The sequence below is a fragment of the Cellulomonas algicola genome, from assembly GCF_019024305.1.
GTDB classification, from domain to species: domain Bacteria; phylum Actinomycetota; class Actinomycetes; order Actinomycetales; family Cellulomonadaceae; genus Cellulomonas; species Cellulomonas algicola.
In genome coordinates this window covers 150858-177671 of the sequence record NZ_JAHKSJ010000008.1, presented here as the reverse complement: position 1 = coordinate 177671, position 26814 = coordinate 150858, and the positions used below count along the sequence as shown (strand labels likewise).

Genomic DNA, 26814 nt, shown 5'->3' with positions numbered 1-26814 from the left:
CCGTCGGCCGGTCAGACGGCGTGGACGATCTTCTCCGTCTGCTCCTTGGCGTCGCCGAAGAGCATCGCGGTGTTGTCGCGGAAGAACAGCGGGTTCTGCACGCCCGCGTACCCGGTGGCCATCGAGCGCTTGAAGACGACGACCTGCTTGGCGTGCCACACCTCGAGCACGGGCATGCCGGCGATCGGCGAGCCGGGGTCGTCGAGCGCCGCCGGGTTGACGGTGTCGTTGGCGCCGATGACGAGCACGACGTCGGTGTCGCCGAAGTCGTCGTTGATCTCGTCCATCTCGAGCACGATGTCGTAGGGCACCTTGGCCTCGGCGAGCAGCACGTTCATGTGCCCGGGCAGCCGTCCGGCGACGGGATGCACGCCGAACCGGACCTCGACGCCGCGCGCCCGCAGCTTCGCGACGAGCTCGGCGACGGGGTACTGCGCCTTCGCGACGGCCATGCCGTAGCCGGGCGTGATGACGACGCGCTTGGCGTCGCGCAGCAGGTCCGCGACGTCCTGAGCGGACATCTCGCGGTGCTCGCCGTAGTCCCGGTCCACCGCGGCGACCGTGCCCTCCTCGGCCCCGAACCCGCCGAGGATCACGCTGACGAACGACCGGTTCATCGCCCGGCACATGATGTAGCTGAGGATCGCACCGGAGGACCCGACGAGGGCGCCGGTGACGATGAGCAGGTCGTTGCTCAGCATGAAGCCCGCGGCCGCCGCGGCCCACCCGGAGTACGAGTTGAGCATCGACACGACGACGGGCATGTCGCCGCCGCCGATCGACGCGACCAGGTGCCAGCCGAGCGCGAGCGCGACGACGGTCATGAGCAGCAGCGGCACGATGGACGGCGCCGCGACGAACCACCCGCCCAGGCCCGCGCTGACGACGAGCGCGACGAGGTTCAGCGTGTTCCGGCGCGGCAGCATGAGCGGAGCCGACGCGATCCTCGCCGAGAGCTTGAGGTAGGCGACGACCGAGCCGGTGAACGTCACCGCACCGATGAGGACGCCGAGGAACACCTCGACGAGGTGCACGGGGTCGGCGGGCTCGGTGAGGTACGAGTTGAACCCGACCAGCACCGCGGCGAGACCGACGAAGCTGTGCAGGATCGCGATGAGCTCGGGCATCTGCGTCATCTCGACGCGGCGCGCCTGCCACGTGCCGACCGTGAGGCCCACGAGCAGCACGGCCGCGATGAGCGCCGCGGTGACACCGACCTCCCGCTCGCTGCCGTCGAGCGCGAGCGCGACCGTCGCGGCGAGCGCGAGGCCCATCCCGGCCATCCCGGACAGGTTCCCGCGGCGTGCCGTCTCCTGCCGGGACAGCCCGGCCAGCGACAGGATGAACAGCACCGCGGCGACGAGGTAGACCGCCTGCGCGACGGACGTGAGGGACATCAGGCGTCCTTCCGGAACATGCGGATCATGCGGTTCGCCACGAGGAACCCGCCGAAGATGTTGACGCTCGCGACGGCTGCTGCGACGCACGCGAGGACCGTGACGACCCAGTCGTCGGACCCGATCTGCAGCAGGGCGCCGACGAGGATGATCCCGGAGATCGCGTTGGTCTGGGCCATGAGCGGCGTGTGCAGCGAGTGGCTGACGTTCGAGATGACGTAGTAGCCGACGAACACGGCGAGCACGAACACCGTGAAGTGGCCGAGGAACGCGGCGGGCGCGAACGAGACCGCGAGCGCGACGAGCACGGCCGCGAGCGCGAAGGTCACCGTCCGGCGCTGCGTGCGGCGCTCGGCGAGCGCGTGCGCGGCAGCCTCGGCGGCGGCGATCTCCTCGAGGCTCGGCGCGGTGTCGGCGGGCGGCGGCATCGCGGCCGACACGGCGACGGGCGGCGGCGGCCACAGCACCTCGCCCGCGCGCGTGACGGTCATGCCGCGTTGGACCGGGTCGTCGAGGTCGAGGACGAGCTCGCCGTCCTTGCCGGGCGTGAGGAGCTGGAGCAGGTGCACGACGTTGGTGCCGAACAGCTGCGACGTGTGCTGCGGGAGCCGCCCCGCGAGGTCGGTCCAGCCGAGGATCACGACGCCGTTCTCCGTGACGACCCGCTCTCCCGGCACCGTGAGCTCGCAGTTGCCACCGCCCGACGCCGCCAGGTCGACGATCACGCTGCCCGGCCGCATCCCGGCGACCATCGCCGCGGTGATCGTCCGCGGCGCGGTGCCGCGCACGAGCGCCGTGGTGATGACGACGTCGGCGCCGGCCGTCTCGGCGGCGTACACCGCAGCGGTCGCGGCCTCCTGGTCCTGCGTCAGCGCGGAGGCGTACCCGTCCGCGCTCACCTGCTGCTGCGCGGACTCGGCCCGCACGAACGTCGCGCCCATCGACTCGATCTGCTCGCCGACCTCGGGCCGGACGTCGAACGCGCGCACCTGGGCACCCAGGCTGTCCGCGGCACCGATCGCCGCGAGGCCCGCGACGCCCGCGCCGATGACGAAGACCTTCGCGGGCGGCGTCTTGCCCGCGGCCGTGACCTGCCCGGCGAACATGCCGCCGTACTCCTGCGCGGCCTCGACGACGGCCCGGTAGCCGGCGACGTTCGAGAGCGTCGAGAGCACGTCGAGGCTCTGCGCGCGCGAGATGCGCGGCACGGCGTCGAGCGACAGGGCCGTGACGCCGCGCGCGGTGAGCGCGTCGACGAGGTCGGCCCGGCCGCCGGGGTTGAGCATCGCGACCAGGACCGCGTCGGGCCGCAGCCCGGCGACCTGCTCCGCGTCCGGGGCGCCCACCGCGGTGACGACGTCCGCTCCCCACGCCTGCGCGGCGTCGACCGTCGTCGCGCCCGCGGCCTCGTAGGCGGCGTCGTCGAACGTCGCGCCTGCGCCGGCACCGTGCTCGACGAGCACGTCGTAGCCGAGCGCGCGCAGCTGGGCGACGGTCTTGGGCGTCGCGGCCACCAGCCGCTCGCCGGGTCGCGCCTCGCGCGGCACCCCGATGGTCGTCACACGTACCTCCGTCGGTCTGGGCGGCCGGGTCGTGCCCGGTCACGGTGCAGAGCGTACCTGGGAAAGCGCCTTCCGGTAGGAGACCTTCGTCCGGGAAGGAACCCGATCCTTCTGCCAGCATGCCCCGGCCGCGCAGGTGGCAGCGCGGGCGCGCGGCCTGCGCCCTCCGGACGCCGCTCGCGTGGAGGAGGTGTCGCGCGGAGCGCGACAGACGCTCCACGCCAGGCGGCCCGCGGGGTCAGAGGCCCGCCGCACGGTGGCCCTGCTCCCACGCGGCCGTCGTGCGGCGCAGCTCGCCCTCCGCGTCGAGGTTCGCCGCGCGCGCCTCGGCGACGAGCGCGAGCAGCCGGTCGCCGAGCGGTGCGTCGGGCGCCGCCGCCGGTACGGACACGTCGTGGCCCGCACGCTCCGCCCGCGAGACGAGCTTCTGCGCCCGCGCGAGCGCCCCGAGCCCGAGGGGCACGCCGTCGAAGACCGACGCGCGCTGCTTCTCCGCCCGCTTGGCGCGGTCCCACGCGACGTGCTGCCCCTCCTCGTCGTGGACCGCCTCGGCGTCGCCGAACACGTGCGGGTGCCGCCGGACGAGCTTCGCGACCAGGTCCCCTGCGACGTCCTGCACGTCGAACGGGTCGTCGGGGTCCTCCTGCGCGATCCGCGCGTGGAAGACGACCTGCAGCAGCAGGTCGCCGAGCTCCTCGCGCAGCCCGGCGCGATCGTCGGCCTCGACGGCCTCGGCGAGCTCGGCGGCCTCCTCGAGCGCGTACGGGACGAGCGAGCGGTGCGTCTGCTGCGCGTCCCACGGGCAGCCGCCGGGCGACCGCAGCCGGTCCATGACGGCGACCAGCTGCGTGAGCGCGTCGTCGTGCGGGCCCGACCGGGCGCTCACGTCGCCCCCGTCAGGACGCCGACGGGCTGGGCTCGGGTGCGGGCGCGGTGCCGTCGCCCTGGCCACCGCCAGTCGCCGGCACGACGATCCACGGGCGGGCCGTCGGCGGGAGGATCGTGTTCACGTCGTCGGTCGTGCCGAACCGGGGGTTGACCTCGACGTCGAGCTTCGCGATGCGGTCCTGCGCGTCACCGAGGACCTCCTGCGCGTCCTCGAGCTCCTGCAGGCGCGTGTACGCGAGCGAGTAGCGCGCGACGTCGAGCGACGGCTGCGAGAAGGTCGCGTCCGCCTCCGGGTCGCGCTGCTTCGCGACCGAGTCCAGCAGCTCGGCGGCCTCCTCCTCGGAGACGCCGACGCCGTTCTCCTCCGCGATCGCGACGATCGTCGGCTCGTGCACCAGGACCGTGAGCACGTTCGCCGGCGACACGTCCTGCAGGTAGGGCCGCAGCTCGTCGGACGCGACCCGCACGTCGGACGTGGGGATCGCCGTCCCGTCGACGACCGCCGCCGCACCGGGCTGTCCCGCGCACCCGGCGAGCACGCCCGCGGCCACACCGCCGGCCAGCACCACACCGACCCGTCGCACGCCCGTACCCGCACGCCACTGCACCGCCACCAGGGACCTCCCGCGTCGTCGCTCGTCGATCGGCGTCATCGTAGGCGGTCCGGCCGCGCATCCCGCATCCCTCCCCCGACGAGCTCGCCCGCAGAAGACACTTTCCCGATCGGCAAGTCATCCGTAGACTTGCCGACATGGAAAACGACCTGGACGGCGCGGTGCCCTCGCCCCGACCGACCCCGGCGGAGGCGCGCAGCGCGCTCGCCGACCTCGCGGCCGACCGGGCGTCGCTCGCCGCGCGCGTCGTCACGCCCTGGTGGTACCACCCGACGCTCGGCGCGGTCGTCGCGCTGATCGTCTGCACGCAGGCCCTCCCGTCGCCCGCGTCGCTGGTCCTGCTGCCCGTCGCGCTGTTCGGGCTGCCCGCGCTCGTCGTGCTCTACCGCCGGCGCTACGGGGTCTGGGTCGCCGAGCCCGCCGGCCCGCGGTCGCGTGCGCTGTACCGCGCGCTGATCGTCGTCCTGGTGCTCGTCCTCGCCGCCACGCTGGTCGTCCGGCTCACCGACGTCGCGTACGTGTGGGCGCTCGTGCCCGCCGCCGTCGGTTTCGTCGCGGCCGTCGTCCTCGGCCCCTGGTACGACGACGCGCAGCGACGCGAGCTCGCCGCGGAGCACCCGCACGCATGACCGGCGACGTCGTCCCGGCCTTCGACGAGGTCGTCCACGCGCCCGCCCGGCTGCGCATCGCCGGAGTGCTGCGACGCGGCACGGAGCTCGAGTTCGCCGTGCTGCGGGACACGCTCGGGCTGACCGACACGAGCCTGTCCAAGCACCTGCGCGTGCTGACCGACGCCGGCTACGTGAGCGTCCGCAAGGAACGGTCGCCCGCCCGCGCCGACGCGCGCCGGCTCACGTGGGTCACGCTGACCCCTGACGGGCGACGCGCGGTCGAGGCGCACCTCGCCGCGCTCGCGGAGATCGCCCGCGGCTGACCGCGCACGACTGCTCGACGACGTCCTGCGGGTCGACCCGGGCCACCGGGCGACCGGAGCGTCAGCGGCCGCCCGTCCCCACGCTCGCCGCCGCCGCGACGTCGCCGAGCACGACCGCGTCGACCAGCTGGCGCGCCCACGCGAGCAGCTCGCGCCCGTGCAGAGGCCGCCCGCCGATGCGCGCGGTCGTCGGGAACGGCACGAGCACGGTGCGCGTCGCGGGCTTGAGGATCGACCCCGGGTACAGCCGCTTGAGCCGCAGCTGCGCGGACTCGGCCAGCTCGACCGGCGCGAACCGCACGAACTTGCCCTGCGCGGTGACGTCGGTGAGCCCGGCAGCCCGCACCTTCTGGCGGAACTCGGCCACCTCGAACAGGTTGTCGACGGCGGCGGGAACCGCGCCGTACCGGTCCGCGAGCTCGGCCCGCACCTCGCCGAGCGCCGTGGCGTCGGCGGCCGCCGCGATCTTCTTGTAGGCCTCGAGACGCAGGCGCTCGTGCGCGATGTAGTCGTGCGGGATGTGCGCGTCGACGGGCAGCTCGATCGTGACGTCGGGCAGCTCCTCCGGCTGGTCGCCGCGGAACGACGCGACGGCCTCGCCGACCATGCGGATGTACAGGTCGAAGCCCACGCCCTCGATGTGCCCGGACTGCTCGCCGCCCAGCAGGTTGCCCGCGCCGCGGATCTCGAGGTCCTTCATGGCGACCGCCATGCCCGCGCCGAGGTCGGTGTTCGCGGCGATCGTCTGGAGGCGGTCGTGCGCGGTCTCGGTGAGCGGCTTCTCCGGCGGGTAGAGGAAGTACGCGTACGCGCGCTCGCGACCACGGCCGACCCGGCCGCGGAGCTGGTGGAGCTGCGACAGGCCCAGCAGGTCCGAGCGCTCGAGGATCAGCGTGTTGGCGTTCGAGATGTCGAGGCCCGTCTCGACGATCGTCGTGCAGACCAGGACGTCGAACCTCTTCTCCCAGAAGTCGACGATCACGCGCTCGAGCTGGTGCTCGTTCATCTTCCCGTGCGCCACGGCGACGCGGGCCTCCGGCACGAGCTCCGTGATCCGCGACGCGGCGCGCTCGATCGACTCGACCTTGTTGTGCACGTAGAACACCTGGCCCTCGCGCAGCAGCTCGCGACGGACCGCCGCGCTGATCTGCTTCTCGTCGTACGCGCCGACGAACGTGAGGACGGGGTGCCGCTCCTCCGGCGGGGTGGCCAGCGTCGACATCTCCCGGATTCCCGTGACGGCCATCTCGAGCGTGCGCGGGATCGGGGTCGCGCTCATCGCGAGCACGTCGACGTTGGTGCGCAGCGCCTTGAGCGTCTCCTTGTGCTCGACGCCGAACCGCTGCTCCTCGTCGATGATGACGAGCCCGAGGTCCTTGAACCGCACCTCGCCCGTGATGAGGCGGTGCGTGCCGATGACGATGTCGACGGACCCGTCCGAGAGGCCCGCGACGACCTCCTTCGACTCCTTGTCCGTCTGGAACCGCGACAGCGCCTTCACGGTCACGGGGAACGCGGAGTACCGCTCGGAGAACGTGTCGAGGTGCTGCTGCACGAGCAGCGTCGTCGGCACGAGGACCGCGACCTGCTTGCCGTCCTGCACGGCCTTGAACGCCGCGCGCACCGCGATCTCGGTCTTGCCGTAGCCGACGTCGCCGCAGACCAGGCGGTCCATCGGGACCGCCTTCTCCATGTCGGCCTTGACCTCGTCGATCGTCGCGAGCTGGTCGGGCGTCTCGACGTACGCGAACGCGTCCTCGAGCTCGCGCTGCCACGGCGTGTCCGCGCCGAACGCGTGCCCCGGCGTCGCCATGCGGGCGCTGTAGAGCCGGATGAGCTCCGCCGCGATCTCCTTGACCGCCTTGCGCGCGCGGCCCTTCGTCTTGGCCCAGTCGCCGCCGCCCATCTTGTTGAGCGTCGGCGCCTCGCCGCCCACGTACTTCGTCACCTGGTCGAGCTGGTCGCTCGGCACGAACAGCCGGTCGCCGGGCTGGCCGCGCTTGCTGCTCGCGTACTCGATGACGAGGTACTCGCGCGTCGCCGCGTTCGCGCCGGTCCCGATCGTCCGCTGCACGAGCTCGACGAACCGCCCCACGCCGTGCTGCTCGTGCACCACGAAGTCCCCGGGCCGCAGCTGGAGCGGGTCGACGACGTTGCGCCGCCGGCTCGGCATGCGCCGCATGTCCCGCGTGCTGCTGCCCGCCCGGCCCGTGAGGTCGGCCTCCGAGAACACGGCGAGCCGCAGCGGCTCGGCGACGAAGCCCGGCCCGGCAGGTGCGGGCACGACGAGGACGACCCCGCCCTCGGGCCGGTCGTCGACCGACGTCACGAGCCGTGCCGGGACGTCCGACGCCTTGAGCTGCTCGACCATGCGCTGCGCGGGCCCGTGCCCCTCGGTCGCGAGCACCAGGTGCCAGCCCTGCTGCTGCAGCGTGCGCACGTCCGCGACGGCGCGGGCGACCTCCCCGCGGTACCGCTCGACGTCGCGCGCCGCGACGACGACGGTGTGCCCGTCGGCGGCCAGGTCGTCCGGCAGCGCCCGGCCTGCGGCGGGTGCATCGCCCGCGTCCGCGCCGGGCGCACCCGCTGCGACCGCCGCGTCGGCGTCCAGCGTGAACGGGCTGAGCGTCCACCAGCCGAGGCCGCGCACGGCGGAGAGCGCGCGCACCTCGGCGAACGACGCGAACGACGCGGCCGACAGGTCGAGCGGCGTCGCCGCGCCCGCCGCGGCGGACGTCCACGCGGCGGCCAGGAACTCCTCGGTCGTCGCGACCAGGTCGTGCGCACGACGCCGCACACGCTCCGGGTCGGCGACGACGAGCAGCGCGTCGTCGGGCACGAGGTCCAGCACGGGCACCATGCGCTCGACGAGCGCGGGCGCGAGCGACTCCATGCCCTCGACGGCGATGCCCTGCGCGAGCTTGTCGAGCATGTCGACCGCGCCCGGCAGCCGCTCGGCGAGCGACGCGGCCCGCGCGCGCACCTCGTCGGTCAGCAGGATCTCCCGGCACGGCGGCGCCCACAGCCCGTGCTGGGCGACCTCCAGGGACCGCTGGTCCGCGACCGAGAACCAGCGGACCTCCTCGACGTCCTCGCCCCAGAGCTCGATGCGCAGCGGGTGGTCGTCGGTCGGCGGGAACACGTCGAGGATGCCGCCGCGCACCGCGAACTCGCCGCGCTTCTCGACCATGTCGACGCGCTGGTAGGCCGCCGCGACGAGCCGCTCGGTGAGGTCGTCCAGGTCGACGCGGTCGCCGACCGCGACCGCGACCGGCTCGAGCTCGCCGAGCCCCTCGACGACCGGCTGCAGCAGCGCGCGCACCGGCAGCACGAGCACCCGCACCGGGCCCGTGGGGCCGTCCGCGGTCGGGTGCGCCAGCCGGCGGAACACCGCCAGCCGGCGGGCGACCGTGTCGGACCGCGGCGACAGCCGCTCGTGCGGCAGCGTCTCCCACGCCGGCAGCACGGCGACCGCGTCGTCGGGCAGGTAGCAGCGCAGCGCGGCCGCGAGCTCGTCCGCGTCGCGGCCCGTCGCGGTCACCACGACGAGCGGCCGCCCCTTCGCGCCCGGTCCCGGCGCGCCGGCCGTCGCGTGCGCGCCCGCGAGCGCCGCGAGCAGGGGCGGTCGCACACCCGCGGGACCGACGACGTCGAGCTCGCCCCGCGCAGGGACGAGCGAGACGGCCTCCGCGAGCGCGGGGTCGTCGAGGAGCGCGGGCAGCAGGCCGGTGAGGTCCATGGTTCCTTCGCGGAGGGCTCGACGGAGCGCTGGTGGCCCTGTCCGGGCACAGCACGAACGCCCCGGATCCGCGTGGATCCGGGGTGCAGCACGAGTCTACGAGCCCCCGCCGACACCGCCCGCGGGCGGAGCGGCGACGGTCGCCGTGCGAGCCGGCGGGGCGCCGTGCGAACCGGCGGGGCGCCGTGCGAACCGGCGGGGCGCCGCGCGGTCGGAGTCAGCCGACCTCGGACGCGACGAGCTCGTCCGGGCCGTCGATCGCCGCGAGCGCACGCCGCAGCGCGGTGCTCGAGGTGTGCACGGTGTACGGGAAGTAGATGACCTCGACACCGACCGCGGCGAAGTCGCGCTCCAGCCGGTCGCCCTTGGGCGTGCCGCGCCAGTCGTCGCCCTTGAAGATCACGTCGAACCCGACGCTGCGCCAGGTCTCGACCTTGTCGGGCTGGACCTCGGCGACGACCTCGTCGACGTACGAGATGTGCTTGAGGATCTCCATGCGCTCCGCGAGCGGGATGATCGGCCGGCGGCCCTTGGTGAGCTCGAGCACCTCGTCCGCGACCACGCCGGCGATCAGGTAGTCGCAGCGGCGCTTCGCGTGCCGGAGGATGTTGAGGTGTCCCACGTGGAAGAGGTCGTACGCGCCCGGCGCGTACCCCACGATGCGTGCCATGCCACACCCTCCTGCTGACGAGACGGACCACGGGCCCGCGCCGTCGAGGACCTCCTGTCGCGGGCTGCACTGCCGCAACCCGACCAGCCGACTGTAGAGGGAATCCGCGCAACCCGGACATAGCGCACCGGCGACGTCACCCGCACGAACCGTTTTTCACCCACTTGTCCGGGTCGGCGCCACGATCGTGCCCCTGCGGCGCGGCGATCGGGTGGACCTGCGGCGTCACGGTGGGCCGACCGGGCGAAAACCCACGAGGTTTCACATTTCGCCCACACCGCCACGGCTCTTTCCGAGGCAGGATCGTCGACAATCAAGAGCACTGACCACGGGTGGGGGCAGCTCGGGCGACGGTGATCCCCGGTGGACGTCCTGCACAGGGGTGCACCGGAACGAGAGGGGATCGGCATGGAGCCTGCGGAGTACCTCGCAGCGCTGCGCAAGCACTGGCTGCTCATCGGCGTGCTCGCGGCGCTCGGCTTCGCGGCCGGCTACGCCTACTCGACGACGATCCCGTCGAGCTACCGCGCGACGTCCAGCGTCTACGTCACCGCGACCGGCACGAGCTCGCCCGGCGAGCTCGTGCAGGGGTCGACCTACGCGCTCAACCGCATCGAGAACTACGCGCAGCTCGCGACCAAGCCCTACGTGCTCGACCCCGTGATCGAGCAGCTCGGCCTCGACACCACGGGCCGCTCGCTCGCGAAGTCGGTGAGCGTGTCCGCGCTGCTCAACGCGACGATGCTCGAGATCTCCGTCGTGTCGGGCGACCCCGAGCGCTCGGCGGACATCGCGAACGCGGTCGCCACGCAGCTCGCGGTCGCCGTCGAGGACCTCGAGGGCGACTCGGCCGACGGCGAGCCGAACGTCCAGATCACGCTGGTCGGGCAGGCCTCGCCGCCGTCGTACGCGTTCGCGCCCAACACCAAGCTCAACGCCGCGACGGGCATGGCGCTCGGCCTGATCGCGGGCGTCGTGATCGCGCTGGCCCGCACGCTGCTCGACACCCGCATCCGCTCCATGAAGGACCTGCGCCGCGTCACCGACACGCCCGTCCTGTCGTCGGTGCGCTGGGACAGGAAGAACCGCAAGAGCCCGCTGCTCATGCGCCGCGACCCGTTCGGCGACCAGGCCGAGGCGTTCCGTCGGCTGCGCACCAACCTGCGGTTCCTCACGATCGCCGGCCCCAGCCGGTCGATCGTCGTGACGTCGTCGCTGCCGACCGAGGGCAAGTCGACCGCCGCGATCAACCTCGCGATCGCGATGGCGGAGGGCAACCAGCGGATCCTGCTGATCGACGCCGACCTGCGCCGCCCGTCGGTGCACCGCTACCTCGGCATCGAGGGCGCGGTCGGCCTGACGACGGTGCTCATCGGCGAGGCCACGGCCGAGGACGTCATCCAGCCGTGGGGCGAGGGCTCGCTCGACGTCCTGCCGGCCGGGCAGATCCCGCCCAACCCCAGCGAGCTGCTCGACTCCCCCGCGATGGGCCGCCTGCTGCAGCGCCTCGCGCTGAGCTACGACGTGATCCTGCTCGACTCCGCGCCGCTGCTGCCCGTCACCGACGCGGCCGTCCTGTCGCGGCTCACCGACGGCGCGCTCGTCGTCGTCGGCTGCCGGACCGTGCACCGGCCGCAGCTCTCCGACGCGCTCGCGTCGCTCACCGCGGTCGACGCGCGCGTCCTCGGGCTCCTGCTCAACCAGGTCTCCGCGAAGGCGTCCGGCGCGGTCTACACGTACGGCTCGACGCCGCAGTCGACCGCGAAGGCATGGTCCCTCGGGCAGCGTGGCGGGCGTCGCCGGGCCGGCCGTCGCGGGACCCCGACGCCGAGCGACGCACCGGCGCCGGAGGCCGCTGCAGCGCCGCTGGCCGGACCCGTCCCGTCGGCTCCCGGACAGGCGACCGCGCCCGCGGGCGCGACGGCGCCGAGCACGCACCCCGGCGAGGCCGCACCCGAGCGCGACGGCGCCCCCGTCGACGCCGGCACGTCCGGGACGGCGACGCCCACGGCCTCCGCGGCGTCCCGGCCGGCGCCCGTCGTTGTCGGCGCAGCGTCCGGCGGGACGAACGGCTCGGGTCCCGCGGCACGCTCCGGCGAGGCGCTGCTGCCGGGGCGCGAGCTCGCCGGGCTCGACGACCTGGAGCTGTCGGCGCCGCGCCCGATGGCGCAGGAGCGCGGCGCGCACGCCTCCTGGCTGTGAGCCCGTCGTGACGCCCCCCGCCGCGCAGGACGGTGCCGCATGAGCACGCGCACCGCCCCCGCCCCGCACCCGGGCGCCGCCGACGCACGGCCCGGCACGGGGTCGACGCACGCCCGCGCGCACCCGCGTGTCCCGGCACCGCTGCGCGTCCCCCGGCGCTCGACGCGGTACGTCACCATGGCCGCCGTCGCCATGGTCGCCCTCAACTACCAGCTCGTCGACGCGTTCACGACGGCGATCGTCGTCCCGCTCGCGCTCGTGCCCGTCTGGTGGTCCGCACCGAAGCGGTTCGTCGGCGCGCGCGGGCTGCTGCTGCTCGGCGGGATCGCGCTCGCGTCAGGCGTGTGGCTCACCGCGGTGTCGTCGGCGTCGCACACGATCAGCCCGGTCGTGCTGCGCGCGAACCTCCTGCTGGTCGTCGGCGGCTTCTGCGCGATCGGCCTGCTGCTGTGGGCCCGCACCGTGCTCTCCCTGCGGACCGTCGCGCTGTCCGCCGCCGCGGGCCTGGTCCTGCGCATCGGGCTCGAGCCCATCAACCCGGCCAACCCGTGGAAGTACAACTTCTCCTACGCGGTGACCGTCCTCGCGCTCGGACTCGTCGTGCGGAAGCGGCCTCGGCCCGTCGAGATCGTGCTGCTGCTCGCGCTCGCCGCCGTCTGCATGCTCAACGATTCGCGGTCGGCGTTCGCGACGCTCGTGCTCGCCGCGCTCCTCGTCGCCTACCAGCTGCGTCCGACGACGCTCGGCCGGCGGTCGAGCGCGCTCGCGACCATCGCGCTGTTCGCGGGCATCGCGGCGTGCGTCTACTCGGTCGGCACCACGCTGATCCTCGAGGGGTACCTCGGCGCGGCGACGCAGCAGCGGTCGCAGGAGCAGGTGCAGGCGTCGGGCTCGATCCTGCTGGGCGGCCGGCCGGAGTGGGGTGCGAGCCTCGCCCTCGCCGAGTCCCGGCCCATGGGGTACGGCGTCGGCGTCCAGGCGAACCTCGACGACATCCTCGTCGCGAAGTCCGGCATGGCCGCCCTCAACTACGACCCCGACAACGGGTACGTCGAGAACTACATGTTCGGCAGCGAGATCAAGCTGCACGCGGTGATCGCGGACCTCTGGTCGAACTTCGGCATCCCCGGCGTCGCGCTCGGTGCGTGGATCCTCGGGCTGTCGGTATGGTCGATCGCGAGCGCCGCCGCGCGCCGCGTCGCGTCCGGCCTCGCGATCTACCTCACGTGCGTCATGCTCTGGAACTTCGCGTTCGGTCCCATCTACAGCTCGATGCCGATCATCGTGCTCGCGCTCGGCATGCTGCTGCTCCCCCGACCCGGCGTCGACGCCGGCGAGGCGACCCTCGACGACACCCGACCGGCCGCCGTGCCGGACCCCCTGCCGGAAGGGCGCGCATGACCGTCACGGTGCTCGAGTCGTTCCCGCGGCCCCGCCGCACCACCAACCCGTACCTCGCGCAGCTGCTCGTCGAGCTGCCCGAGGACGTGCACGCGCTGACCTTCGACTGGCGCACCGCGCTCCTCGGGCGCTACGACGTCTTCCACGTGCACTGGCCGGAGAAGCTGCTCCGCGGGACGTCGCGGCTCAAGACCGCGGCGCGGTTCGTGACCACGGCGGCCCTGCTCGCACGGCTCGCGCTGACCCGCACGGCCGTCGTGCGGACCCTGCACAACGTCGAGCCGCACGAGTCCGGCAGCGCGCTCGAGCGGTGGCTCCTGCGCGTCGTCGACCGCCGGACGACCGTGTTCGTGCGACTCAACGGGACGACGCCGCTGCCCGACGACGCGCGCCCCGGCACCCCGCTCGTGACCGTGCCGCACCCGCACTACCGCGACTGGTACGCCCCGTACCCGCGCGGGGAGGCACGACCCGGACGCGTGCTGTTCTTCGGGCTCGTCCGCCCCTACAAGGGCGTCGAGGAGCTCGTCGAGGCGTTCGCCGCGACGCCGGGCGACGAGCTCGAGCTGCGCGTCGTCGGCAGCCCCGAGACCGCCGAGCTGCGCGCGACCGTCGAGGCCCTCGCCGCCGCCGACCCGCGCGTCGGTCTGCGCCTCGCGTACGTCGACGACGACGTGCTCGCGGCCGAGGTGTCCGCCGCGTCGCTCGTCGTCCTGCCCTACCGCCGGCTGCACAACTCCGGCGCCGCGCTGCTCGCGCTCTCGCTCGACAGGCCCGTCCTGGTCCCTGAGGGGCCGACGTCGGCCGCGCTCGCCGACGAGGTAGGCGGCGCCTGGGTGACGACGTTCACCGGGTCCGTCACGCCCGCCGACCTGCGCACCGGCCTGGACCGCGCGGCCGCGCTCGACCTGGGCCGCGACCGCCCCGACCTGTCGGCGCGCGACTGGCCCGCCGTCGCCGCGGGGCACGCCGCCGTCTTCCACGACGCCGTCGCGCGCGCCCACGGGCGCACCATGCCGCAGCTCGTGACGCAGGACGTGTCGTGAGCCCGCACGCGTCCGGTGCGGCCGCCGCGGCCCGACGCTCCGCTCGCGCGCGCGCCGCCTGTCCGCAGCACCCCGGCGCCGCCGCCCTCGCACGCCGCGCACCCGTGCCGCGTCCCGCTCTCGCACGCGCCGTCGGCGCGCCGCGTACCGTCGTGCTGCACCCCGAGGAGCCCCGATGACCGCGACCCCGGTCACCGCGACCCGCACCGCCGTCGAGGTGGTCTTCCGAGCCGAGCGGGACGTCGCGTCGTGGGAGGCCCGGCACGCGCGCGGCGAGGTGCCCGGCCGCTGGCCGTACGGGCTCGACCTGCTCGAGCGCACCGGTGCCGCGGTGACGACCGCGAGCCTGCCCGAGCCGACGCGCGCCGACCGCGTGCGCGCGCTGCTGCGCTCCGCGGTGCCGCACCGCAGCCGTTCCGACGTCGGGATCGCCTGGGACGAGAACCTCGCGCGCCGCATGCTCGTCCTGTCGCCGCACGCCCGCATGTTCGCCGGCACGATCTGGCTCACGGACGCCCTCGAGATCGACCCGTCGTCCGAGCGGGTGCGCGGTGCGCTCGACGTGCTGCGGCGCATGGACGGCGTGTTCGTCAACAGCCGCGCGCAGGTCGAGCCGCTGGAGGCCGCGCTGGGCCGGTCGGGCCCGCCGGTGTCGTTCTTCACGTTCGGCGTCGACCACGAGTTCTTCTCCGCGCAGCCGCCCGCGCCCGCACCGCTCGTCGTGAGCGTCGGCGGCGACCGGGACCGCGACCCCACCACGCTGTTCGCCGCGCTGTCGCGCGTGCACGAGGCGCGCCCGGACGTCGAGATCGTCGTGCAGAACTCCTCCGACGTGCCCGCACCCCCCGGGGTCACGAAGGTGCCGCGCCTGTCGCACACCGAGCTGCGCGACCTGTACGCGCGCGCGAGCGTCGTCGCGATCGCGACCCGCCCCAACCTGCACATGTCCGGGCTCACCGTGAGCCTCGAGTCGATGGCGACCGCGCGTCCCGTCGTGCTCACCGCGACGCCCGGCCACGAGGACTACCACCGCGACGGTGAGACGGCGCTGCTGGTGGAGCCGCAGGAGCCGACGGAGCTGGCGGACCGCGTGCTCGGCCTGCTCGACGACCCGGACGCGGCGGTCGCGCTCGGTCAGCGCGCGCGGAAGGCGGTCGAGGACCGGTTCACGTCCGCGCACCTCGTCGACGGCATGGCCCGCGCGGTCGGCCTCGTCTGAGAGACGCCAGCGGCGGGGCGCGTCAGCGGCGGGGCGCGTCAGCGGCGGGGCGCGTCAGCGGCGGGGGCGGAGGCGGCGGGTGACGCCGCCGACCAGTGAGCCCGCGTAGCCGCGCAGGATCGTCAGGTCGGTGCGGCGGACGCCGTAGAACGACAGCATCGAGACGCCGAACAGCCGCTTGAGGAACCACTGGTTCAGGCCGGACGAGACGACGTAGCCGAGCAGCGTCGCCCACGCGGCGCCCATCGCCCCGTACGTGGGGACGAGCAGGACCAGCAGGCCGATGTTGAGCACGCACGCGATGACGAGCGCGATGCTGCGCAGGCCCGGCCGGCCGCGCGCGGACAGGCCGGCGCCGGCGATGGACCCGGGCGTGCTGATGACCACGGCGACCAGCAGAAGCCACGCGATGGGCACCGCGGGCGCGAACTCCTCGCCGAACAGCAGCGGGAGCCACCAGATCATCGTGCCGCCGAGGACGAGCGCGACGACCGTGCAGATGAGCGTCGAGATGCGGGCGGCGGCGGCGAGGCGCGCGTCCTCGCTGCGGCTCGCGTCGGTCACGAACGTCACGTCGCGCACGGCGCGGTGGATGACGAGCGGGAGCTCGCTCACGTTGACCGCGACGACGTAGAGGCCGAGCTCGTAGGCGCTGCTCAGCGGGGTCATGATCGTCTGGTCGACGCGCGACAGCAGGATCCCCGAGATGGTGCCGATCCAGAGCCGCAGGCCGTACCCGGTGAGCGCGCGGGTCGACGCCAGGCCCTCGGTGTCGGGCTCGGCGGGCGGCAGCCGTCGGGGCAGCGTGAGGTACGCGAGCGCACCCATCACGGGCATGACGGCGAGCACGACGGTCGCCGTGAACGGCGTCAGGTGGCCGGTGAGCCACAGCGGGATCAGCACGGCCAGGCGGAGGCCGGACGCGAGGACCTTCTCCCACGCGACCATCGCCCAGCGCTGCAGGCCGGACGCGATGCCGCGCAGGACGCCCAGCAGGAGCGTCGGCAGCACCGCGAGGGACGCGACCGCCATGAGCTTCTGGATCTCGAGGTCGCCGCCCGACAGCCACTCGCGCGCCGCGAACACGGCCCCGGTCGCGAGCAGGCCCGCGAGCACGACGATGGCCGCACCGTTGCGCGCCGCGACCCGGACGAGCCGCGGGTGCCGCGCGACCGCGTACGACACGGCCTCCGGCACGCCGAAGGTCATGAGCGCGATCGCGAGCCCGAGCGGCGCCGTCGCGGCGGCGACCGCACCGCGTCCGTCGACGCCCAGCGACTGCGCGAGGATCGGGCCGCTCGCGAGCGCGACCACGGGCGGGAACAGGTTCCCGACCAGCGTGATCGTCATGCTGCGGGCGGTGCCGCCCTTCGCCTTCGTGCGGTCCTCCACCGCCGGCCCCCCGGTCTCCCCGGTCCTGCGGGTCACGACGCGCCCGGCACCTTCCCGGCGCGCACCGTACGCCGCCCGTCGCGCGCGTACTCGACGTACACCGTGCCGTACGCCCCCGCGATCATGCCCGTCCCGCGTGCGAACGTGCGACGGCCCTTCGCCTGGTGGACGTGCGAGCGGGTGACGGTGCCGAGCGCCCAGCGGGCCGCGCCCCCAGCGGCCCGGACCGCCCCCTGACCCGTCACGCGCGCCCGCACGAGCGCGCGGTCCAGCGGGCCGTCGGCCAGCACGACGGACGTGCGGCCCCACGTGTTGCCGTTGCGGAACGCGCGCGCGAGCACCCAGCGTCGCGTCACGCGGTCGGGCGGGACGACGTCGACCACGACGGCCTCGTCGCACCACACCATCCGCCCGCCTGCCTTCGCGAGCTGCCGCGTGAGGAGCTGGTCGGAGCCGCCGGACAGGCCGAACCGCTCGTCGAACCGCAGCCCGAGCGCCCGCACGCGCGCCAGGTCGAGCAGGAGGTTGTTGGTGGCTGCGACGTCGGTCGTCGTGCCCGTCGGCAGGCGTCGGCGGTCGAAGAACCGACCCGCCGCGACCCACGCGTCGGGCTGCTGCTCGAACTCCGAGACCACGGGCCCGACGACACCCTCCGGTCGGTCCACCAGGTACGTGTCGACGAGCAGGCGCAGCCACGTCGGGACGGGCCGCTCGTCGTCGTCGATGAACACCAGCAGGTCGGCGTCGCCCGACTCGTCGAACGCGCGGTTGCGGGCCGCGGCGATGCCCGGCTGCGGCTCGTGCGCGTACCGGACGACGGGACCGCCGTCGGCCGCGGACCGCGCCGCCTCGTCCTCCACGACCCCGCGCGCACCGCCGTCGGGGTCGTTGTCGACGACGAGCACCTCCGCCGGCGGGTCGAGCAGCGCGGCCTGCGCCACGAGCATCGGCAGCGCCGCCCGCAGGTCGTCGGGGCGCCTGTACGTCAGCACCCCGACGACCGTGCGCGGGTCGTCGTGACCGGCCGTCGCCGCGTCGTGCGCAGCCACCGTCCTCGAGCCGTCCTCCATCGGTCCCCCTGCCGGACGTCGCTCCCCCTGAGCGGCGATCATGGCACGACCGGGCGCGCCACCAGCTCGCTCCACCGAGCCGTGAGCGGCAGCGTCGTCGTGGTCGCCGACGTGTACACCGACAGGCCGATCCCGCCCGCGGCCTGCAGCGCGGCCGTGGTGCTCGTGCCCGACAGGGTCCACGCCGTCGGCTCCGGCGAGCCCGAGGCCCACACCTTCGCGCGCAGCGTCGTCGTGCCCGTCCCGGTCACCTGGAAGCGGGTCTGCAGCGTCTGCCCGGCGGCGTACGTGATGCCGGGGACGTTGACCTGGGCCACGGTGACCGTGGTGCCGGCGGAGATCCCGACGATCGACGCCCGGACCACGCCCGTCGACAGCATCTTGAGCCGCAGCCGGTAGCCGTCGGTCGTGCCCGCGGTGCGACCCGCGAGCTCGAGGTCGGCGCCCGAGCCCGTCGGCATGACGTCGAGCGCGACCTTCGCCGTGAGGTCCGTGCTGGTCGACGAGACCGGCAGGAAGGACGACAGGCGGAACCCGGCGCCGGTGACGCGCATCGCGCCCGTGCCGCTCGCGACGGAGAAGTTCGCCGCCCCGCCCTGGACCGTCCACGCGCCGCCGGTGTCGGCCGAGCCCCAGCCGCCCGTGACCGACCGCGCGAACGGGTCGAGCGCGAACGGGGCGTCGGCGGGCGGCGCGGCCACGGTGACCTCGCGGGTCGTGGTGCCGGTGTCGCCGTCGTCGTCCGTCGTCGTGAGCGTGATCGTGTACGTGCCGTCGGCCGCGTACGTGTGGTTCGCCGTCGCGCCGGTCGCGGTCGCGCCGTCGCCGAACTGCCAGGCGTACGACGTGATCTGACCGTCCGCGTCGGTCGAGGCCGACGCGTCGACCGCCACCGCGAGGTGCGTCGGCGTCGCCGTGAAGGCCGCCACCGGGCCCTGGTTCGGGACCGGCGCCGCCACGGTGACCTCACGGGTCGTCGTGCCGGTGTCGCCGCGGTCGTCCGTGACGGTCAGCGTGACCGTGTACGTGCCGGCCGCCGCGTACGTGTGGGACGCCGTCGCGCCCGTGCCGGTCGCGCCGTCACCGAAGTCCCACGCGTGGGCGGTCAGGGTGCCGTCGGCGTCGGCCGACGCGGAGCCGTCGACCGCGACCGTGAGGTCGGTCGGCGTCGCGGTGAACGCCGCCACGGGCGCCTGGTTGGGCGCCACGACCGTGACCGTGCGGACGGTCTGCGCGCTGCCGCCGCGGTCGTCCGTGACGGTGAGCGTCACCTCGTAGTCGCCGCCCGCCGCGTACGTGTGCATCGGGGCGGGTCCGTCGCCCGTCGTGCCGTCGCCGAACGTCCACGCGTGCTGCGTGATCGTGCCGTCCGGGTCGGACGACGTGCCGGCGTCGAACGCGACCGTGAGGTCCGTCGGCGTCGCGGTGAACCCGGCCGTCGGCAGCTGGTTCGGCGCGACCACGGTGACGTCGTGGGCGACCTGCGCGGTCGCGCCCTTGTCGTCCGTGACCGTCAGCGTGACGGTGTAGGTGCCGCCCGCCGCGTACGTGTGCGACGGGGTCGCACCCGTGGCGGTCGCGCCGTCGCCGAACGTCCAGGCGTAGCCGGCGACGGTGCCGTCGGAGTCCGTCGACCCGGTGGCGTCGAACGCCACGGCGAGGTCGGTCGGCGTCGACGTGAAGGCGCCCACGGGCGGCTGGTTGGGCAGCTGGCCGGTCTTGCCGAGCGCGTAGTGGTTGGTCACCGTCTGCGCGTCGAGGACCGAGGAGTAGACCGCGACCTCGTCGATCGTGCCCGCGAACCACGCCTGCGGGCCCCACGTCGTGTCGCCGAAGATCCGCCAGTAGCCGTTGTACGCCTGCGCACCCGTCTGCGGGTTCGTGCCCTGCAGGGCGCCGTCGACGTACAGCTTCATGCCGTCGGGGCCCTGCGTGGCGACCAGGTGGTGCCACTGGTTGTTGTTGTACGACGCGGCCGTCGTGATCGTGTTGGCCACGCCCGTCCAGGTGCCGAACGTCAGACGCCCGTTCGTCTCCATGTAGACGTGCCGGTCGTAGCTGCCCGACACCCCGGTGTTGGTGTCGCCGAAGCCGATGAGCTTGCCGCCGTTGTTGGTCGACGTCTTGAACCACAGCTCCTGCGAGTACACCGTCGGGTTCGAGACCTGCTGCGTGCTCGCGACGAGCGTGTTGCTCGAGCCGAGCGACCGGACCGCGGTGTTGCTCACGCCCGACAGCGCGCCGGTCTGGCTGCGCAGGAACGTGCCGCGGTACACGCCCGGCGTGCCGTACGGGCCGGAGTCGGCCGCGGTCGTGCCCGATCCCTCACCGAGCCGCCAGTACAGCTCGGGGCCGGCGTCGTAGACCGCCTTGCCGTACTTGTCGGCGGGTGCCGGCGGCTTGGCGACCGTGCGGCCCGACAGCGTGTAGTGGTTCTCGACCTGCGCGACCGTGAGCGGCGCCGGGTAGACGGCGACGTCGTCGATGCTGCCCGCGAGGTAGCTGCTCGTCGGCTGGTTCGGCCACCCGCCGAGGTTGTCGCCGCCGATCCGCCAGTAGCCGGCGTACGCCTGGCCCGTGGTCGTGTCGGCGCGCTGCCCGACGCGACGGCCGTCGACGTAGAGCTTCATCCCCTCGGTGCCCATCGACGCCACGACGTGGTGCCACTGGCCGTCGTTGTACGACGCGGAGCTCGTGAGCGTCCGGACCGAGCCCGGGTACACGCCGAACGTGATCTTCCCGGAGTTCTCCATGTAGACGTGCCGGTCGTAGCTGCCCGACGAGCCCGTCTGGAGGTTGGAGAACCCGACGATCTTGCCGCCGCGCGTGGTCGTGGTCTTGACCCACGCCTCGACCGCGAACGAGTCCGGTCCCTGGATCGCCGTGCTCGTGGCGCCCGTCGAGCTCGCGGTGCCGTCGAACGTCGAGGCGGCGTTCGGGTCGTCGACGATCGCGCCGGCCGCGCCGCGGGTCACGGTCGACCCGAGCGTCAGGTCGGACCAGCCCACCCAGTCGAACGCGGTGGTGCCGCTGGGCTCGCCGAGCCGCCACAGCGACGTCGCGCCGTCGGTGCGCACCTGCTGCGCGTACGCGCTGGTCGAGGCGTCGTCGGAGACGGTCACCTGGACCTGGTCGGTGATCGCGGAGTTGCCGAACGGGTCGACGGCCTTGATCCGGTACGTGTACGTCGTCCCCGGCGTCAGCCCGGTGTCGAGGAAGCCCATCTGCGGGCGCTTCCAGATGACCGACGCCGCCGTGACGGTGTGGATCACCTGGCCGTTGCGCGACACGGTGTACGTGAGGTTCTCGTTGTCGCGGTCGTAGTTCGCGGGCCAGCTCAGGCGCACCGTGCCGGACTGGAACGACGCCGCCGACAGCGGCCACGTGGACGAGCCCAGGCGCGGACCCTGCTTGTTGGGCGCGGTGTCCGTGCGCGCGAACCGCGCGAGGCCCTGCTGGCCCTTGTTGTTGACGATCGTGAACTCGCCCGCGTACAGCAGGTACCGGTCGTTGCCGGTGACCGTCCACGGGCCCTGACCCTGGCCGGTGTACGAGCCCGAGTTGATGTCCGGGTACCAGTTGAGGAGCGTCGGCGTGGGCTTGCCCGCGTAGTTGTAGTAGCCGTACGGGTCGGCGGTCGCGACGCCTGTCACGGCCTTGCTGAACGCGAGCGCGCGGTAGAACGTCCACGGCTCGGTCTGCGGGAAGCCGCCGATGTTGCCGCAGTAGTGCGGGTGTCCCGCGACGTACACCGCGTCACCCGGGCCGGGCCACGCCGCGTACGTGTCGCCGTGGCAGTCCTCGACCCAGATCAGCTCGCCCGTGGCCCAGTCGCCGCGCGCGGTGCCCTCGAGGTTGCCGGTGCTGCCGAAGACGTAGCCCGTCACGTAGAAGCTGGTCGCGTCGCTCGACAGGCTCGTGATGGACGCCTGGGTCGAGCCGTTGCGGATGAGCCCGTTGATCGCGAGCGGCAGCGTCGCACCCGTGACGGCGTCGACGCGCGCCAGTCCGTAGCCCGGGTTCCCGCTCCCGTTGAACGTCGAGAAGCTGCCGCCGACGATGACCTGCGTCTGGTCGGGCGACACGACGAGCGCGCTCACCGAGCCGTCGTCGGCACTGGGCGCCCACGGCAGGAGCGCGCCGTCGGCCGCGTTGAACGCGGCGACCTTGTTGCGCGCCGACCCGTTGGCGTTGGTGAACGAGCCGCCGACGTACACGGTCGTGTTGGTCGCGACGATCGTGCGGACCTGCGAGTCGACGCCCGGGTTGAAGGACGTGACGAGCGCGCCCGTCGCCGCGTCGAACGCCGCGATCCGGTACCGCGCCTGCCCCGCGATGCTCGTGAAGTTGCCGCCCACGTACACGCGCGTCCCGTCGGGCGACACCGCGACCGTCCGCACCTGCGCGTTGGGGTTCGGCGCCCACGACGCGTCGAGCACGCCGGTCGCCAGGTCGTACGCGAGGAGGTTGGCGCGGGGCACGAGGTTGGTGCCCGCGGACGAGCCGGCCGGGCGCGCGTTCGCGAAGTCGCCGCCGACGAAGACGCGCGACCCCGCGATGCCCTGCTGCCAGACGACGCCGTCGATCTGCACGGTCGGCAGGGAGTCGGCGGCGACCGTCAGCGGGGTCCCCTCGAGCGGGGCGGTGTCGGCGGCGGCCGGCGTCGCGAGCGTCGCGCCGGCGAAGGTCAGGGCGGCGGCTGCGACGAGCGCGGAGGATCGGGCGACGAGTCCGCGGAAGCGGGTCATGGGGCACCTCGGGGGCGACGGGGGCGCACGGCAGGGCGAGCCGCGCACGAGGATCGTAAGCAGCGGAAACCGCCCCGAAGGGGGTGGAACCGGGTGAACTGGACGCGCAACCGGGTGATTCGGACGAATCGTTTCGTCGCGGTGAGTGGCGCGGCGCGCGGGGCCGTCCAGGGGACGCCTTTGCCGTGCTCTCCCGAGACGCACGACGGCCCCGCCTCCCGCGGGTGCGCGGGACGGCGAGGCCGTCGGTGTGCCTGTGCTGGGCGCCGGTCAGGCGGTCACGGGACGCGCCGTCAGCTGGCTCCACCGGGCGGTCAGCGGCAGCGTCGTGGTGGTCGACGAGGTGTAGACCGACAGGCCCACACCGCCGCCCACCTGGAGCGCCGCCGTCGTGCTGGTGCCGGTGAGGGTCCACGCGGCGGGCTCGGGCGAGCCCGCGGGCCACACCTTGAGCCGCAGCGTGGTCGTGCCCGTGCCCTCGACCTGCAGGCGCACCGACAGGGTCTGCCCGGCCGTGTAGGTGACGCCCGGGACGTTCACCTGCGCCACGGTCGCGGTCGCGCCCGCGGACACCCCGATGAGCGACGCGCGCACGACACCCGTGCTCAGCATCTTGAGCCGCGCGCGGTACCCGTCGGTCGTGCCGACCGTGCGGCCCGCCACCTCGAGGTCCGTCCCGCTGCCCGTCGGCGCGGCGTCGAGCGCGACGTCCACCCGGACGTCGGAGCTCGTCGACGAGACCGGCAGGAACGAGGACAGCCGGAACCCGGCACCCGTGACGCGCATGGCACCCACGCCCGACGCGACCGAGAAGTTCGCCGCGCCGCCCGCGACCGTCCACGCGCCACCCGTGTCGGCCGTCCCCCAGCCGCCCGCGACGGTCCGCGCGAACGCGTCCGCGGCGAACGGCGCGTCGGCCGGCGGTGTCGTGACCGTGACGTCGTGCGTCGTCTGCGCGGTCGCGCCGTCGTCGTCGGTGACCGTCAGCGTGACCGTGTACGTGCCGTCGGTCGCGTAGGCGTGCGACGCGGTCGTGCCGGTCGCCGTCCCGCCGTCGCCGAAGCTCCAGGCGCGCTGCGCGATCGTGCCGTCGGGGTCGGACGAGCCGGCCGAGTCGACCTGCACCGAGAGCCCCGTCGTCGCCGTCGTGAACGCGGCGACCGGCGGCTGGTTCGGCGGCGGCGCGGTCACCGTCACGTCGTGCGACACCTGCGCGGTGTGGCCGTCGTCGTCCGTCACGGTCAGCGTCACCGTGTAGGTGCCGCCGGTCGCGTAGGCGTGCGACGCGGTCGCGCCCGTGCCCGTGCCGCCGTCGCCGAAGCTCCAGGCGTACGACGCGATCGTGCCGTCCGGGTCGGCCGACGCCGAGCCGTCGACGTTCACCGTCAGGCCGTTCGGCGTCGGGGTGAACGCGGCCACCGGGGGCTGCTCCGGCGCCTCGCCCGTCACGCCGAGCGTGTGGTGCGCCGCGACCGTCCCCGGCGCGAGCGCGAACGGGTACACCGCGACCTCGTCGATCGCACCGTTGAAGTTGTTCGACGTCGGCGCGTTCGGCCAGCCGCTCAGGCTGTCGCCGCCGATCCGCCAGAAGCCCGTGAAGTTGCGGCCGGACGGGTTGTCGGTGCGCGACGCGACGAGCGCGCCGTCCACGTAGAGCGCCATGCCGTGGCCGTCCATCGTGCCGACGACGTGGTGCCACTGGCCGTTGTTGACCGCCTGCGGCGACCTCACCGTGCGGTTCTGGCCCGGGCTCGCGCCGAACTGCACCCGTCCCGCGCTGTCGACGTACAGCTGCCGGTCGCGCGTGCCGCTCGTGCCCGTCAGGCTCGTGGAGCTGCCGAACCCGACGACCCAGCCGCCCTGGTTCGACGTGGTGCGGATCCACGCCTCGACGGACAGCTCGTTCATGTCCTGCTCGCGCTGCGGCGCGACGACACGGCTGTTCGTCGTGCCCGCGAACGTCGTGGCCGTCGTCGAGTCGCCCGCGATCGCGCCGGTCGTGCCACGGGTCAGCGCGGTGCCGGTCGTGGCGTCGTCCGTGCCGGCCGCGTCGAGCGCGGTCGTGCCGCTCGGCTCGCCGAGGCGCCAGTAGTGCGACGCGCCGTCGGTCATGACGGTCTGGGCGTACGGGCTCACCGGTCCGGTGCCGTCCGCGACGACCTGGACCGACGGGCTCGTGACGGTGTTGCCGTACGGGTCGGAGACCCGCACCGCGTACGTGTACGACTGCCCCGGCGTCAGGCCGGTGTCGGTGTACCCCTGCGTCGGCCGCTTCCAGATGGTCGACGGCTTGACCTCGTTGGAGACCGGCGTCCCGTTGCGCAGCACGCGGTAGGTGAGGCCCTCGTTGTCGAAGTCCGCGTTCGCGGTCCACGACACGCGCACCGCGCCCGTCCCGATCCCGCGGGCCGTCGGCGTGAAGTCGGCGCCCGAGAACCGCGGACCCTGGTCGTTCGGGGCGATGCTCGGCACCGCGAACCGCACGAGACCCTGCTGGCGGCGGAAGTTCACGTTGAGGAACTCGCCGCCGTAGACGATGTACCGGTCGTCGCCGGTGACGGCCCACGGGCCCTGGTTCTGGCCCGTGTAGGTGCCGGTGTCCAGGTCGGGGTAGAAGTTCAGCATCTCGGGCGCGTCCGTGCCCTCGAAGTTGGTGTAGCCGAGGTGCTCGCGGCCGAGCTTGCGCATCGGCTGCTTGGTGTACGCGTCGGCGCGGTAGAACAGCCACTCGTCGTTCTGCGGCGTGCCGCCGACGTTGCCGCAGTAGTGGTGGTGGCTCGCGGCGTAGACCACGGGACCCTGCGCGTGCACGGCGTACGAGTCGCCGTGGCAGTCGGCGATCCAGCGGATCGAGCCGGTCTCCCAGTCCGCGGCGAAGACGCCCTCGAGCGTGCCGCCCGAGCGCCCGAACGTGTAGCCCGTGCCGTACATGTTGTCCGCGTCGCCCGTGAGGCCCGTGATCGACCCCGCGGTGCCGCTGTTGCGGATCTGCGACGTCGCCGGGAACGACAGCGGGGCGCCGGTCACCGCGTCGACGCGCGCGAGCCCGTCCGGGGCCGCGGTGCTGCCGTTGAACGACGTGAAGTTGCCGCCGACGATCACGGTCGCACCGTCGGGCGAGACGGTCAGGGCGCTCACCGAGCCGTCGTCGACGGTCGGGTTCCACGGCAGCAGCGCACCGTTGGCGGCGTTGAACGCGGCGAGCCGCGTCCGCGTCGCGCTGCCGGCCTGCGTGAAGATACCGCCCGCGTAGACAGTCGTGTTGGTCGCGGCGAGCGCCCGGACCTGGCCGTTGGTGCCCGCGTTGAACGTCGTGACGAGCGCGCCGCTCGCCGCGTCGAACGCCGCGATGCGGTACCGCGTGGTCCCCGCGATGCTCGTGAAGTTGCCGCCGACGTAGATGCGCGAGCCGTCCGGCGACTTCACGACCGCGCGGACCTGCGCGTTCGGGTTCGGCGCCCAGCCGCTGTCGAGCACGCCGGTCGTGACGTCGAAGCGCAGGAGGTTGGTGCGGGTGACCGTGTTGACGCCTGCCGCCGCGCCTGCCGGGCGCGCGTTCTGGAAGTCGCCGCCCGCGTACACCTGGTTGCCGACCATCGTCTGCTGCCAGACGACGCCGTTGATCTGCACCGTCGGGAGCGCGTCGGCGGCGACCGTCGGGGGCAGCTCGGGCGGCGGGGCGGTGTCGGCCTGCGCCGGCGCGGCGCCGACGACCAGCCCGACGGCGACCGTCGCCGCAGCGGTGAGAAGGGCCCACGCACGAGCGACCGGACGACGGTCGGTGACTGGACGCAGAGACATGACGACACCCCGGGGCGCTCGGACAGTGGGCGAACGCGCACGATCCTACGAGCGCGAAACCGCGCAAAACAGGACAGGACGGGTGAAAACACCGGTCACGACGGGTGATACTCGGACACCCGTCCGAGCGA

General features: G+C 73.9%; 16 protein-coding genes. 6 read left to right on the top strand and 10 right to left on the bottom strand.

Features of this window, described 5'->3' with window-relative positions; all coding sequences use genetic code 11:
- Positions 1 to 11: 11 nt before the first annotated feature.
- The 4 genes from pntB to KOV94_RS08030 form a co-directional block, all read right to left on the bottom strand.
- Positions 12 to 1397, bottom strand: a complete 1386-nt coding sequence (pntB, locus tag KOV94_RS08045; RefSeq protein WP_124341017.1) for a Re/Si-specific NAD(P)(+) transhydrogenase subunit beta — start codon at positions 1395 to 1397, stop codon at positions 12 to 14.
- On the bottom strand, positions 1397 to 2959 hold the full coding sequence (locus KOV94_RS08040) for a Re/Si-specific NAD(P)(+) transhydrogenase subunit alpha (protein ID WP_218051762.1): 1563 nt from the start codon (positions 2957 to 2959) through the stop codon (positions 1397 to 1399). Before KOV94_RS08040 ends, pntB begins: the two co-directional genes overlap by 1 nt.
- Before the next feature lie 238 nt (positions 2960 to 3197).
- Entirely contained in the window at positions 3198 to 3845 is a 648-nt protein-coding gene (locus KOV94_RS08035; protein WP_308160438.1) for a nucleoside triphosphate pyrophosphohydrolase, read from the bottom strand.
- 10 nt (positions 3846 to 3855) lie between these two features.
- Positions 3856 to 4461: a SurA N-terminal domain-containing protein gene (locus KOV94_RS08030; RefSeq protein ID WP_218051761.1), complete on the bottom strand. Its 606-nt coding sequence runs from the start codon at positions 4459 to 4461 to the stop codon at positions 3856 to 3858.
- Between the two features lie 137 nt (positions 4462 to 4598).
- Between KOV94_RS08030 and KOV94_RS08025 the strand changes: the two genes are divergently transcribed.
- Positions 4599 to 5090: a hypothetical protein gene (locus tag KOV94_RS08025; protein ID WP_124341020.1), complete on the top strand. Its 492-nt coding sequence runs from the start codon at positions 4599 to 4601 to the stop codon at positions 5088 to 5090.
- Complete coding sequence (locus tag KOV94_RS08020) at positions 5087 to 5395, top strand: transcriptional regulator (protein ID WP_218051760.1); 309 nt, start codon at positions 5087 to 5089, stop codon at positions 5393 to 5395. Before KOV94_RS08025 ends, KOV94_RS08020 begins: the two co-directional genes overlap by 4 nt.
- A 61-nt stretch (positions 5396 to 5456) precedes the next feature.
- Here KOV94_RS08020 and mfd read toward each other — a convergent pair whose 3' ends face one another.
- Positions 5457 to 9134, bottom strand: a complete 3678-nt coding sequence (gene mfd / locus KOV94_RS08015) for a transcription-repair coupling factor (RefSeq protein ID WP_218051759.1) — start codon at positions 9132 to 9134, stop codon at positions 5457 to 5459.
- A gap of 217 nt (positions 9135 to 9351) precedes the next feature.
- Complete coding sequence (locus KOV94_RS08010; RefSeq protein ID WP_124341023.1) at positions 9352 to 9804, bottom strand: FAD synthase family protein; 453 nt, start codon at positions 9802 to 9804, stop codon at positions 9352 to 9354.
- Positions 9805 to 10212: 408 nt separating this feature from the next.
- Here KOV94_RS08010 and KOV94_RS08005 point away from each other — a divergent pair, with 408 nt between their 5' ends.
- The 4 genes from KOV94_RS08005 (at position 10213) to KOV94_RS07990 (ending at position 15672) form a co-directional block, all read left to right on the top strand.
- Complete coding sequence (locus tag KOV94_RS08005) at positions 10213 to 12006, top strand: tyrosine-protein kinase domain-containing protein (RefSeq protein ID WP_218051758.1); 1794 nt, start codon at positions 10213 to 10215, stop codon at positions 12004 to 12006.
- A gap of 39 nt (positions 12007 to 12045) precedes the next feature.
- Positions 12046 to 13407: an O-antigen polymerase gene (locus tag KOV94_RS08000; protein ID WP_218051757.1), complete on the top strand. Its 1362-nt coding sequence runs from the start codon at positions 12046 to 12048 to the stop codon at positions 13405 to 13407.
- Positions 13404 to 14453: a glycosyltransferase gene (locus tag KOV94_RS07995; RefSeq protein WP_218051756.1), complete on the top strand. Its 1050-nt coding sequence runs from the start codon at positions 13404 to 13406 to the stop codon at positions 14451 to 14453. Before KOV94_RS08000 ends, KOV94_RS07995 begins: the two co-directional genes overlap by 4 nt.
- 175 nt (positions 14454 to 14628) lie before the next feature.
- Entirely contained in the window at positions 14629 to 15672 is a 1044-nt protein-coding gene (locus KOV94_RS07990) for a glycosyltransferase family 4 protein (protein WP_218051755.1), read from the top strand.
- A 54-nt stretch (positions 15673 to 15726) separates the two neighbouring features.
- On the opposite strand, the gene KOV94_RS07985 is transcribed toward KOV94_RS07990, so the two are convergent.
- The 4 genes from KOV94_RS07985 to KOV94_RS07970 form a co-directional block, all read right to left on the bottom strand.
- On the bottom strand, positions 15727 to 17100 hold the full coding sequence (locus tag KOV94_RS07985; protein WP_124342950.1) for a flippase: 1374 nt from the start codon (positions 17098 to 17100) through the stop codon (positions 15727 to 15729).
- Positions 17097 to 18113, bottom strand: a complete 1017-nt coding sequence (locus tag KOV94_RS07980) for a glycosyltransferase family 2 protein (RefSeq protein WP_308160435.1) — start codon at positions 18111 to 18113, stop codon at positions 17097 to 17099. The genes KOV94_RS07985 and KOV94_RS07980 overlap by 4 nt, the downstream gene beginning before the upstream one ends.
- 59 nt (positions 18114 to 18172) lie before the next feature.
- The gene (locus KOV94_RS07975; protein WP_218051753.1) at positions 18173 to 22882 is read right to left on the bottom strand and encodes a PKD domain-containing protein; all 4710 of its coding nucleotides are present in this window, start codon (positions 22880 to 22882) and stop codon (positions 18173 to 18175) included.
- A 270-nt stretch (positions 22883 to 23152) separates the two neighbouring features.
- Entirely contained in the window at positions 23153 to 26683 is a 3531-nt protein-coding gene (locus KOV94_RS07970) for a PKD domain-containing protein (RefSeq protein ID WP_218051752.1), read from the bottom strand.
- Between the last annotated feature and the right edge of the window lie 131 nt (positions 26684 to 26814).